The following is a 12,187-nucleotide window of genomic DNA, read 5'->3' as shown; positions in this document are numbered from 1 at the left end:
CCTCGAACATCGGCGTGACCGCCGCCAAGGGCTTCCGCGCCGCCGGCGTGACCGCGGGCATCAAGGCCTCCGGCACTCCGGACCTCGCCCTGGTGGTCAACGACGGCCCCTCGCTCGCCGCCGCCGGCGTCTTCACCGCCAACCGGGTCAAGGCCGCGCCCGTGCTCTGGTCCCAGCAGGTCCTCAAGGGCGGCCAGGTCTCCGCCGTCGTCCTCAACTCCGGTGGCGCCAACGCCTGCACCGGCCCGGCCGGCTTCCAGGACACCCACGCCACCGCGGAGCGGGTCGCCGCGGAGCTGGAGCTCAACGCCGGCGAGGTCGCCGTCGCCTCCACCGGCCTGATCGGCGTCCGGCTGCCGATGGACGTCCTGCTGCCCGGCGTCACCCTGGCCGCCCGCCGGCTCAGCGAGACCGGCGGCGAGGCCGCCGCGATCGCCATCAAGACCACCGACACCGTCCACAAGACCGCCCAGTTCACCAGCCCGGCCGGCTGGACGGTCGGCGGCATGGCCAAGGGCGCGGGCATGCTCGCCCCGAGCCTGGCCACCATGCTGGTCGTGCTCACCACCGACGCCGACCTGGACGCCGCCGACCTGGACGCGGCGCTGCGCGGCGCCACCCGCACCACCTTCGACCGGATCGACTCCGACGGCTGCATGTCGACCAACGACACCGTGCTGCTGCTCGCCTCCGGCGCCACCGGCATCACCCCGGACCGGGCCGAGTTCGCCGAGGCCGTCCGCACCGTCAGCGCCGACCTGGCCCGCCAGCTGATCGGTGACGCCGAGGGCGCCAGCAAGGACATCCGGATCGACGTCACCGGTGCCGCCACCGAGGACGAGGCCGTCGAGGTCGCCCGCACGATCAGCCGCAACAACCTGCTCAAGTGCGCCATCCACGGCGAGGACCCCAACTGGGGCCGGGTGCTGTCCGCGATCGGCACCACCGCCGCCGCCTTCGACCCCGACCGGCTCGACGTGGCCATCAACGGCGTCTGGGTCTGCAAGGACGGCGGCGTGGGCGAGGACCGTGGGCTGGTGGACATGAAGGCCCGCGACGTCGTCATCACCGCGAACCTGAACGCCGGCACGGCGAGCGCCTCGCTGTGGACCAACGACCTCACGGCCGACTACGTCCACGAGAACAGCGCCTACTCCAGCTGATCCGCCGAGCCGCGACATCCGTTCCGACGAGGGAATCCCGTGCAGATCGCACCCAAGGGCGAACAGGCCCGCAACAACACCGCGTTGCCCAAGGCCATGACGCTGATCGAGGCGCTGCCCTGGCTGGAGCGCTTCCACGGCAAGACCATCGTGATCAAGTTCGGTGGCAACGCCATGGTCGACGAGAGCCTCAAGGCGGCCTTCGCTCAGGACGTCGTCTTCCTCCGCTACGCCGGACTGCACCCCGTCGTGGTGCACGGCGGCGGCCCGCAGATCAGCGCCCAGCTGGACAAGCTCGGCCTGGAGTCCAACTTCACCAACGGCCTGCGCGTCACCACCCCCGAGACCATGGACGTGGTCCGGATGGTGCTGGCCGGCCAGGTCCAGCGCGAGCTGGTCGGCCTGCTCAACGAGCACGGCCCGTTCGCCGTCGGCATGACCGGCGAGGACGCCCACACCATGACGGCCGTCAAGCGCTACGCGGTGGTCGACGGCGAGCAGGTCGACATCGGCCTGGTCGGCGACATCGTCAACATCGAGGCCGGCGCGGTGAAGGCGCTGATCGCCGACGGCCGGATCCCGGTCATCTCCTCGATCGCCCGCGGCGCCGACGGCCACGTGTACAACATCAACGCCGACACGGCGGCCGCGGCGCTGGCGGTCGCCCTCGGCGCCGAGATGCTGGTGGTGCTGACCGACGTCGAGGGCCTGTACAAGGACTGGCCGAACTCCGACGACGTGATCAGCCAGCTCAACGCCAGTGAACTGGAGGCGCTGCTGCCCGGTCTGGCCAGCGGCATGCTCCCCAAGATGGAGGGCTGCCTGCGCGCCGTCCGCTCCGGCGTGGGCACCGCCCGCGTGCTGGACGGCCGGGTGCAGCACAGCCTGCTGCTGGAGATCTTCACCGACGAGGGCATCGGCACGATGGTCGTGCCGGACGACGAACCGACCGTGACCGGGGGACTGGCATGACGCACAACGAGCAGCTCACCGACCGGTGGCAGCACACCTTCACCGACAACTACGGCACCCCCCGGATCCCGCTGGTGCGCGGCGAGGGCGTCAAGCTCTGGGACGCCGACGGCAAGGAGTACACCGACCTGCTCGGCGGCATCGCCGTCAACGCCCTCGGCACCGCCCACCCGGCGGTCGTCGAGGCCGTCAGCAAGCAGATCGCCACCCTCGGCCACGTCTCCAACCTCTTCATGGCCGAGCCGACCATCGCCCTCGCCGAGCGGCTGCTGCGGCTGGACGGCCGCGAGGGCGGCCGGGTGTTCTTCTGCAACTCCGGCGCCGAGGCCAACGAGGCCGCCTTCAAGATCAGCCGGCGCACCGGCCGCACCCACCTGGTCGCGCTCCAGGGCGGCTTCCACGGCCGGACGATGGGCGCCCTCGCGCTCACCGGCCAGCCCGCCAAGCAGGACCCGTTCCGCCCGCTGCCCGGCGACGTCACCCACGTCCCGTTCGGCGACGTCGAGGCCCTGCGCGCGGCCGTCACCACCGAGACCGCGGCCGTCTTCCTGGAGCCGATCCAGGGCGAGAACGGCGCGATCCCGCTGCCCGAGGGCTATCTGGCGGCCGCCCGCGAGATCACCCGGGCCACCGGCACCCTGCTCGTCCTGGACGAGATCCAGACCGGCATCGGCCGCACCGGGTACTGGTTCGCCCACCAGGCCTTCGAGGGCATCGAGCCGGACGTCGTCACCCTGGCCAAGGCGCTCGGCGGCGGCCTGCCGATGGGCGCGGTGCTGGCCTTCGGCGAGGCCGCCGAGCTGCTCACCCCGGGCCAGCACGGCACCACCTTCGGCGGCAACCCGGTGGCCGCCGCGGCCGGACTCGCGGTGCTGGACACCATCGAGTCCGAGGGCCTGCTGGAGCACGCCCGCAAGATCGGCGACCGGCTGCGGCACGGCATCGAGGCGATCGGCGACCCGCTGGTCTCGCACGTGCGCGGGTCCGGCCTGCTGCTCGGCATCGTGCTCACCCGGCCGGTCTCCGCCCGGATCCAGGCCGCCGCCCAGCAGGCGGGCTTCCTGGTCAACGCCGCCGTCCCGGACGCCGTACGGCTGGCGCCGCCGCTGGTGCTCACCGAGCAGGAGGCGGACGCCTTCCTCGCCGCGCTGCCGGGCATCCTCCGGACGGTGCGAGAGAGCGCCCCGGCCGATGCGAGTTGACCGTCGTCCGGGAGAATAATCACATGACCGATTCCCGCTCCGGCCCGTCCGCCGCCGGCCCGACGCCGCAGGTCCCGCAGACCCGCACCGCGCGCCACCGGCGGATCGTGGACCTGCTCACCCGCCAGCCCGTGCGTTCGCAGAGCCAGCTCGCCAAGCTGCTCGCCGACGACGGACTCGTGGTCACCCAGGCCACCCTCTCCCGGGACCTGGACGAGCTGGGCGCGGTCAAGATCCGCAACCGCGACGGCGCGCTGATCTACGCCGTCCCGGCCGAGGGCGGCGACCGCACGCCGCGCGCGCCGATGGGGGAGTCGGCCAGCGAGGGTCGGATGGCCCGGCTGGCCGGCGAGCTCATGGTCTCCGCCACGGCCTCCGGCAACCTGGTCGTGCTGCGCACCCCGCCCGGGGCCGCGCAGTTCCTCGCCTCGGCGATCGACCAGGCCGAGGTGTTCGAGATCATCGGCACCATCGCGGGTGACGACACCGTGCTGCTGATCAGCCGCGACCCCGCCGGCGGCCAGGCGCTGGCCGACCACCTCATGCAACTCGCCCAGGCCAAGGCGCAGTAGCACCTGTCCGGCCGGACCCCTGCTGCGGGAGCTCCCGCAGCAGGGGTTTTGTGTTTCATACGGCATCATGCATACTTATGCCACCCACTGCACAAGTGTAAGGAGCCACCGCGATGACCGCCCAGCAGTCCTCCGACGTCCGCCTCTGGGGCGCGCGCTTCGCCGACGGCCCGTCCGAGGCGCTGGCCAGGCTCTCCGCCTCGGTCCACTTCGACTGGCGCCTCGCCCCGTACGACATCGCCGGCTCCAAGGCCCACGCCCGGGTGCTGCACAAGGCCGGTCTGCTCTCCGACGAGGAGCTGGCCGGCATGCTGGCGGGCCTCGACCAGCTGCTCGCGGACGTCCAGGAGGGCACCTTCGTCGGCACCGTCGCCGACGAGGACGTCCACACCGCCCTGGAGCGCGGCCTGCTGGAGCGCCTCGGCGCCGACCTCGGCGGCAAGCTGCGGGCCGGGCGCTCGCGCAACGACCAGATCGCCACCCTGTTCCGGATGTACCTGCGGGACCACGCCAGGACCATTGGCGGCCTGCTGCTCGACCTCCAGCACGCCCTGGTCGGCCTCGCCGAGGCGCACCCGGACACCGCGATGCCGGGCCGCACCCACCTCCAGCACGCCCAGCCGGTGCTCTTCGCCCACCACGTCCTCGCGCACGTGCAGGCCCTCGGCCGGGACGCCGAGCGGCTGCGCCAGTGGGACGCCCGCACCGCCGTCTCCCCGTACGGCTCCGGCGCACTGGCCGGCTCCTCGCTCGGCCTCGACCCGCAGGCCGTCGCCGCCGACCTCGGCTTCGAGGGCGGCTCGGTCGGCAACTCCATCGACGGCACCGCCTCGCGCGACTTCGTCGCCGAGTTCGCCTTCGTCACCGCGATGATCGGCGTCAACCTCTCCCGGATCGCGGAGGAGGTGATCATCTGGAACACCAAGGAGTTCGGCTTCATCACCCTGCACGACGCCTTCTCCACCGGCTCCTCGATCATGCCGCAGAAGAAGAACCCGGACATCGCCGAGCTCGCCCGCGGCAAGTCCGGCCGGCTGATCGGCAACCTGACCGGCCTGCTGGCCACGCTCAAGGCGCTGCCGCTCGCCTACAACCGGGACCTCCAGGAGGACAAGGAGCCGGTCTTCGACTCCTGCGACACGCTGGAGGTGCTGCTGCCCGCGTTCACCGGGATGATGGCCACCCTCACCGTGCACCGGGAGCGGCTGGAGGAGCTGGCCCCGGCCGGCTTCTCGCTCGCCACCGACATCGCCGAGTGGCTGGTCAAGCAGGGCGTGCCGTTCCGGGTCGCGCACGAGGTCGCCGGAGCCTGCGTCAAGGTCTGCGAGGCCCAGGGCATCGAACTGGGGGACCTGACGGACGAGCAGTTCGCCTCGATCTCCGAGCACCTGACCCCCGAGGTCCGCTCGGTGCTCAGCGTGCACGGTGCCATCGCCGCCCGCAACGGGCGCGGCGGCACCGCCCCCTCGGCCGTCGCGGTCCAGCTCGCCGAGGTGAAGGCGGACCTGGCGCGGCAGCAGGAGTGGGTGTAGCGGCCGACCCCTGGAGTGGCGGGGGAGGGGCGCGGCGGGCCGACCGGCGCGCCCCTCCCGCGTGCGCGCCCCGGTCCGGGCGTAACCGGCCCCGCCCGGGCCCGTCATGCACGGTGTGCGCACCGCCATTCCGCCCGTCCCTTCCGCCGAGGACGTCTACCTCGCCGAACACCGCCGCCGCGTGGTCCGCGAGACCGTCGCCGCCCTGCCCGGCCGCTGCCCCCAGCTGATCGCCGCCCTCGCCGAGGATCCGCCACCGACCTACCGGGAGCTCTCCGAGCGCCTCGGCATGCCGCGCGGCTCGATCGGTCCCACCCGCTCCCGCTGCCTGGCCTGCCTGCGCCTCCTCCTCCACGCCGAGCGCTACCCCTGACCACGCCCCCCGCCCATCTCGCGCTGGGTGACCGCCTCACCCGGGTGCCCCACGCCCGCCGCCGCCCCTCGGGCCCGCCGCGCCCCCACCCCCACCGCGGCGTGACCCTTGCCACGTCTGCCCCTCCGAAGGTTGAGAGAACCTGACGCCCGGGTAGCACGCTGGCGAACGTCACTCTTGACGGTGGCACATACGCTCGGATACTGAGCGTGAGCGCGCCACCCTCTGCGCGCCGGGCACGACGACTGGGGAGGCCCCTCCACATGGGCATGAGCGTGATCATCTCGGCCGCTGCGGCCGAGGACGCGGAGCAGATCCTCAAGCTCCAGTACCTGGGCTACCAGCCCGAGGCGGAGCTGTACAGCGACTGGGCGATCGAGCCCCTGACACAGAGCCTGGAGAGCCTCCGTGCCGAACTGACCGAGCAGCACGTCCTGGTCGCCCGCCTGGGCGACGAGGTGGTGGGCGCCGTCCGCGGCCACGTCGACGCCGAGGGCATCGGCCGGATAGGGCGTCTGGTGGTCCACCCCCGGATGCAGCGGCACGGCCTGGGCGGCCGGCTCCTGGAGGCGCTGGAGCGCCGGATGGCCGAGGACAGCCGTCCGGTGACGGCCTACCGGCTGTTCACCGGCCACCGCAGCCTCGGCAACCTGCGACTGTACGCCCGCCAGGGCTACCGGCAGACCGCCGTCGAGCAGGTCAGCAGCCGGCTGAGCTTCGTGCACCTGGAGAAGCCGGTCGTGACCCCGCTCGCCGCGACCGCCTGAGCCCCGCCCGCCCCGGGCATCCTCGACGCCGCCACCATCCGGACGCCCCGGTGGCGGCGTCGAGTCGTATCACCCCAGGTGGGAGCGGTTGGTGTCCGCAATGCGGACATTCGCCGTCGAACAGTTGGGTGCAATTCGGCTCATCTGTTTTACTGGCTCACATGACTGCGACGACGAACTGGACCCCCACCGGCACGCTGCCGGCAGGTGAGCGTGCCATGTGCCGTCGAATGTGTCACTGCTGAGGGCCACCGCCCCCGGGCGCCCCGTAGCGGGTGCCTCCCCCTCGCGCCCCGAAGCGAGACCCCGGCGTCGCTCCCGCCCGTGCGAGCGCGCCTTCCTCCCGGAACCCTCCCCTCCGGCGTGCCCGCCCACCGGCGGCCGTCTGACTCGTTAGGGCCACGCCGTCGCGCGGCCCGGCCGTTCCGCGGCCACGATCAAGGGGTGGCAGGTCCGGGCCCCCTGGTGAGGCGTCGTAGGACACCGCCGGCCGAACCCCGGTCGGCCGGTCGACTCCGCCGCCCGCCCCCGACCCACGGAAGCAGCTGTGATCACCACCACGGACCTGACCAAGGTCTACCGTTCCCGAGGCCGCGAGGTGACCGCCCTCGCGGGCGTCGACCTGCACGTCCGCCCGGGCGAGGTCTACGGAGTCGTCGGCACCAGCGGCGCCGGCAAGTCCACCCTCATCCGCTGCGTGAACATGCTGGAGCGCCCGAGCTCTGGCACGGTCACCGTGGACGGGGTCGAGCTCACCGCCCTGTCCGGCGGCGAGAACCGGGCCGGCAAGGACCTGCGCGAGGCGCGCCGCCGGATCGGCATGGTCTTCCAGCACTTCAACCTGCTGTCCTCCCGTACGGTGCAGCAGAACGTCGAACTGCCGCTGGAGATCGTCGGCCTGGACCGCACCCAGCGCCGCCGCAAGGCCGCGGAGCTGCTGGACCTGGTCGGCCTCGGCGACAAGGCCCGCAGCTACCCCAACCAGCTCTCCGGCGGCCAGAAGCAGCGGGTGGGCATCGCCCGCGCCCTGGCCGGCGACCCCAAGGTGCTGCTCTCCGACGAGGCCACCTCGGCGCTCGACCCGGAGACCACCCGCTCGATCCTCAAGCTGCTGCGCGAGCTCAACCAGCAGCTGGGCCTGACGGTCCTGCTGATCACCCATGAGATGGACGTCATCAAGTCCGTCTGCGACTCCGCCGCCCTGATGCGCGGCGGCCGGGTGGTGGAGTCCGGCGAGCTGACCGACCTGCTGGCCGAGCCCGGCTCGGAGCTGGCCCGGGAGCTGTTCCCGCTCAGCGAGTTCGGCACCGGCCACCCCGGCACGACCGTCCTGGAGATCACCTTCCAGGGCGACACCCCGGCCCAGCCGTTCGTCTCCCAGCTGGCCCGCACCTACCAGATCGACATCAACATCCTCGGCGCCGCGGTGGAGACCATCGCCGGCCGGATGGTCGGCCGGATGCGGGTCGAGCTGCCCGGCGGCCACCAGGACAACGTGGTGCCGATCGGCTACCTGCGCGAGCAGGGCCTGCAGGTGGACGTGATCGGTACGGCGAACGGAGCGGTGGCATGAGTGGCCTGAGCTGGGACCAGATGCAGGAGCTGATGTGGCCCGCCACCCAGGAGACCTTCCAGATGGTCGGCGTCGCGACGGTCTGCACCGTCCTGCTCGGACTGCCCATCGGCGTGCTGCTGGTGCTCACCTCCAAGGGCGGGGCGCTGCAGAACCAGCCGGTGAACAAGGTGCTGGGCGCGATCGTGAACCTCGCCCGCTCGCTGCCGTTCATCATCCTGATGATCGCGCTGATCTCCTTCACCCGGTGGCTGACCGGCAACTCCCTCGGCTGGCAGGCCGCGACCGTGCCGCTGACGGTCGGCGCGATCCCCTTCTTCGCCCGGCTGGTCGAGACCTCCGTCCGTGAGGTCGACCGCGGTCTGATCGAGGCGGTCCAGGCGATGGGCGGCAGCACCTGGACGCTGGTGCGCAAGACGCTCGTCCCCGAGGCCCTGCCCGGCATCGTCGCCTCCGTCACCACCACGGTCATCGCGCTGATCGGCTACTCCGCGATGGCCGGCACGGTCGGTGGCGGCGGCCTCGGCGACCTCGCCTACCGGTACGGCTACCTGCGCTTCGAGACCGCCTTCATGTGGATCATCGTGGCCGAGATCGCGATCATCGTCACCGTGATCCAGCTGGCCGGCGACCTCGCCGTGCGCCGGCTGGCCAACCGGGGCCGCGGCGGCGGACGTACCCGCCTGCTCCGCCCGCGCGCCACCACCCCGGCCCCCGACGAGGACCTCGTCGCCTCCTAGACCTCCCCCGTCCGACTCCGGACGCGGCTCCCCGTATCACGCAGAAAGGCACTTTTCGTGCGCAACGTTGTGAAGTTCACCAGTGTCCTCGCCACCGCCGGCCTCGCCCTGTCGCTGGCCGCCTGCGGCAGCTCGGGCTCGTCCTCCTCGGACCCGAACGCGCCGCTGAAGGTCGTCGCCAGCCCGACCCCGCACGGGCAGATCCTGAAGTTCGTCAAGGACAACCTCGCGGCCAAGGCGGGCCTCAAGCTCGACATCAAGGAGGTCACCGACTACGTGACCCCCAACACGGCGGTGCAGGACGGTTCGGCCGACGCCAACTACTTCCAGCACGTCCCGTACCTGGATGACTTCAACAAGAAGAACGGCACGGACATCGTCTCGGTCGAGACCGTCCACCTGGAGCCGCTGGGCGTCTACTCCAAGAAGGTCAAGTCCATCAACGACCTGCCGTCCGGTGCCACCATCGGCCTGCCGAACGACGCCACCAACGAGGGCCGCGCGCTCAAGCTGCTCGCCGACGACAAGCTGATCACCCTCAAGGACGGCGCCGGCACCGCCGCCACCCCGGCGGACGTGACGGGCAACCCGAAGAACTTCAAGTGGAAGGAGCTGGAGGCCGCCCAGCTGCCCCGCTCCATCGTCGACCTCGACGCCGCCGTGATCAACGGCAACTACGCGCTCGACTCCGGCCTGAAGCCGGCCACCGACGCCCTGGTGCTGGAGAAGGCCGAGGGCAACCCGTACGCCAACATCCTCGCCGTCAAGAAGGGCAAGGAGAACGACCCGCGGGTGAAGAAGCTGGCCGAGCTGCTGCACTCCGACGAGGTCAAGAAGTACATCGACGACACGTTCCAGGGCTCGGTCATCCCGGCCTTCTGATCGTCGTACGGTCATACCTCGTAGTGCCCGACCGGGCCCCCGCCGCACCCCGGCGGGGGCCCGGTCGGGCAGTATGCACCAGGGACACCACGGCAGACCGGGTTCTGACGTACCGTCGTGCGGGCGGCGCACCGCGTGATACCCGGCGCGCGACGGAGGCGTACGGTGTTGTGTTCACGACCCGGCGAGGAGAGACGGCATGGCAGCGAGCTTCCCCGAGACCGCCATCAGCACCGAACGGCTGCTGCTGCGTCCCCTTGCGGAGGACGACGCCCCCGGCCTGGCCACCATGATGGCCGACGACCTCGTCCTGGCCTGGACCGACCTCCCGCACCCCTTCACCGAGGGCTACGCGGCCGAGCTCGCCCGCACCCTCGCCCCCGCCCACCGCGCCGACGGGCGCGGCATCGTCTTCGCCGTCACCGAGCACCTCACCCAGCGCCTGGTCGGCCTGGTCGAACTGCGCAACACCGACTGGCGGCTGCGCAGCACCGAGATCTCCTACGTCACCGCCACCTGGGCGCGCGGCGAGGGCTACGCCCCGGAGGCCGTCCTCGGCGTCGCCCAGTGGCTGTTCGAGGACCGCGGCTTCCTGCGCCTGGAGATGCGCACCGCCGCCGGGAACACCGCCGCCCAGCAGGTCGCCCAGAAGGTCGGCGGCATCAGCGAGGGCGTGCTGCGCAGCGCCTGGATAGTGCGCGGCGAGTCCGGCGAGGTCGTCGAGGAGAGCCGCAGCGACCTGATCCTGTGGAGCCTGCTCCCGGAGGACCTGGAGTCGCCCGAACTGCACCGCGACGGCTGGCACGGCGACCACCGCTACGTGCTGCGCGACTGAGCCACCGTCCGGCCACCCGCCCGGCACGGACATGTGTGCGAGATGTCGGCCTCCGGACGGTCGCACCCGGTAGCCTCTCCACCGGCGCCGCACAGTGGGTGTCGCATCGAGTCGAGGGAGAACGGCCGCAGATGGCTGACCGGATCACGGTCATCGGGTGGGACGGTACGCCGCTGACCGAGGCCGCCGGTGCGGCCCTCGCCGCGGCGACCCTGGTGGCCGGAGCGCCCTATCAACTGGACGCCCTTCCGGTGCCGGAGGACGCCGAGCGGATCACCCTCGGCAACATCCAGCAGGCCGCCCGCACGATCGCCGAGCACCGCGGCGCCGCCGTCGTGGTCGCCGAGGGCGACCCGGGCTTCTTCGGCGTGGTGCGCACCCTGCGCCGCCCCGAGTACGGCCTCGAACTCGAAGTCCTGCCCGCCGTCTCCTCCGTCGCCACCGCCTTCGCCCGGGCCGGCATGCCCTGGGAGGACGCCCAGGTGGTCAGCGCCCACGGCGGCCGGCTGCGCCGCGCGGCCAACATCTGCCGGGCCCACCCCAAGGTCGCGGTGCTCACCGCCCCGGGCGCCGGCCCGAGCGAACTCGCCCTGATGCTGCGCGGGGTGCACCGGACCTTCGTGGTCTGCGAGGCCCTCGGCACCCCGGAGGAGGACGTCACCGTCCTGACCTCCGACCGGATCGCCAACCACGTCTGGCGCGACCCCAACGTGGTGCTGGTGATCGGCGGCGGGGCCCAGGCCGGCGCGGTCGGCGAGGCGGCCGGCTGGCTGGCCGGGCGCCCGGTCGGCTACCCCGGCGCGGAACGCGGCTGGGCGCTCCCTGGCGACGCCTACGCGGGCGCCGGGCGCACGGAGGGAGAGCCGGGCGCATCGGAGGCGCTGCCCGCGCACGTGCGCGCCCTGGTGCTGGCCCGTCTGGGTGCACGTCCGGGGGACCTCGTCTGGTCGGTCGGCGCGGGCAGCGGCGCGCTCGCGGTGGAGGCGGCCCGGTTCGGCGCCGCGGTGGTCGCGGTCGAGTCCTCCCGCTCGGCCTGCGCCCGGCTCACCGTCAACGCCCGCCGGTACGGGGTCGAGGTGGAGACCGTCTACGGGCAGGGCCCCGAGGTGCTGGGCGGACTGCCGGAGCCGGACGCGGCGGTGGTGGAGTCCGGCGGGCCCGACGTGGTGCGGGCGGTGCTGGCCCGCAAGCCGGAGCGTTTCGTCGCGCTGGCCCGCACCTTCGCCGAGGCGGAGGAGATCCACCGGGCCATCGCCGGGGCCGGCTACCGGGTGGACGGCGCGCTGTTGCAGTCCACCCCGCTGCGGGCGGCCGAGGAGGGCGGCGCACTGGCGCTCGGGACGGGCGCGAGCGGCGCCCTGCTGCTCTGGGGTGAGCAGATCGTGTGAAGGCCTCGGGTGCGCGCCGGGGCCGGTGGGTGGCCCTGGCGGTGATCCCGGTCGCATCCGGACACCGATTCGAGAGGTCACCGCGCCGGGCCGGTAGTGTGGCGTCCCAGGCGGCTGCAGCCGTCGGCGACCTGCCCGATTCGGTCGGTTTGTCACCTTTTTGACGCGGTGCAACCCGGTTCCGCTCG

12 protein-coding genes are annotated in these 12,187 nt (G+C 72.5%); all 12 read left to right on the top strand.

The features are described from left to right. The first annotated feature begins 8 nt into the window (after positions 1-8). Entirely contained in the window at positions 9-1,163 is a 1,155-nt protein-coding gene (gene argJ / locus ACIG5E_RS14285; protein ID WP_396533721.1) for a bifunctional glutamate N-acetyltransferase/amino-acid acetyltransferase ArgJ, read from the top strand. Positions 1,164-1,259: 96 nt separating this feature from the next. Then, entirely contained in the window at positions 1,260-2,135 is an 876-nt protein-coding gene (gene argB / locus ACIG5E_RS14280) for an acetylglutamate kinase (protein WP_396533720.1), read from the top strand. Beyond that, positions 2,132-3,337, top strand: a complete 1,206-nt coding sequence (locus tag ACIG5E_RS14275) for an acetylornithine transaminase (protein ID WP_396533686.1) — start codon at positions 2,132-2,134, stop codon at positions 3,335-3,337. The genes argB and ACIG5E_RS14275 overlap by 4 nt, the downstream gene beginning before the upstream one ends. Positions 3,338-3,360: 23 nt before the next feature. Next, complete coding sequence (locus ACIG5E_RS14270) at positions 3,361-3,909, top strand: arginine repressor (protein WP_270148298.1); 549 nt, start codon at positions 3,361-3,363, stop codon at positions 3,907-3,909. Between the two features lie 113 nt (positions 3,910-4,022). After that, entirely contained in the window at positions 4,023-5,441 is a 1,419-nt protein-coding gene (argH, locus tag ACIG5E_RS14265; protein ID WP_396533685.1) for an argininosuccinate lyase, read from the top strand. A 115-nt stretch (positions 5,442-5,556) separates the two neighbouring features. After that, positions 5,557-5,814 carry a hypothetical protein gene (locus ACIG5E_RS14260; RefSeq protein WP_396533684.1) on the top strand — a complete coding sequence of 86 codons (258 nt, stop codon included), beginning with the start codon at positions 5,557-5,559 and terminating at the stop codon, positions 5,812-5,814. A gap of 263 nt (positions 5,815-6,077) precedes the next feature. Beyond that, positions 6,078-6,581, top strand: a complete 504-nt coding sequence (locus ACIG5E_RS14255; RefSeq protein ID WP_396533683.1) for a GNAT family N-acetyltransferase — start codon at positions 6,078-6,080, stop codon at positions 6,579-6,581. Between the two features lie 547 nt (positions 6,582-7,128). Beyond that, positions 7,129-8,154 (top strand): methionine ABC transporter ATP-binding protein, encoded by a 1,026-nt coding sequence (locus tag ACIG5E_RS14250; RefSeq protein WP_396533682.1) that lies wholly within the window; start codon positions 7,129-7,131, stop codon positions 8,152-8,154. Between the two features lie 5 nt (positions 8,155-8,159). Further along, the gene (locus tag ACIG5E_RS14245; RefSeq protein ID WP_396533719.1) at positions 8,160-8,894 is read left to right on the top strand and encodes a methionine ABC transporter permease; all 735 of its coding nucleotides are present in this window, start codon (positions 8,160-8,162) and stop codon (positions 8,892-8,894) included. A 57-nt stretch (positions 8,895-8,951) separates the two neighbouring features. Then, the gene (locus ACIG5E_RS14240) at positions 8,952-9,776 is read left to right on the top strand and encodes a MetQ/NlpA family ABC transporter substrate-binding protein (protein ID WP_396533681.1); all 825 of its coding nucleotides are present in this window, start codon (positions 8,952-8,954) and stop codon (positions 9,774-9,776) included. A gap of 199 nt (positions 9,777-9,975) precedes the next feature. Next, complete coding sequence (locus ACIG5E_RS14235; protein ID WP_396533680.1) at positions 9,976-10,611, top strand: GNAT family N-acetyltransferase; 636 nt, start codon at positions 9,976-9,978, stop codon at positions 10,609-10,611. A 131-nt stretch (positions 10,612-10,742) separates the two neighbouring features. Continuing rightward, positions 10,743-11,999, top strand: coding sequence for a precorrin-6y C5,15-methyltransferase (decarboxylating) subunit CbiE (cbiE, locus tag ACIG5E_RS14230; protein ID WP_396533679.1), 1,257 nt, complete (start codon positions 10,743-10,745; stop codon positions 11,997-11,999). Positions 12,000-12,187: the final 188 nt, after the last annotated feature.

The organism is Kitasatospora sp. NPDC053057 (genome assembly GCF_044546945.1).
GTDB lineage: Bacteria > Actinomycetota > Actinomycetes > Streptomycetales > Streptomycetaceae > Kitasatospora.
Note: the sequence above shows the minus strand (reverse complement) of the source record. Positions and strands in the feature narration are given on the sequence as shown.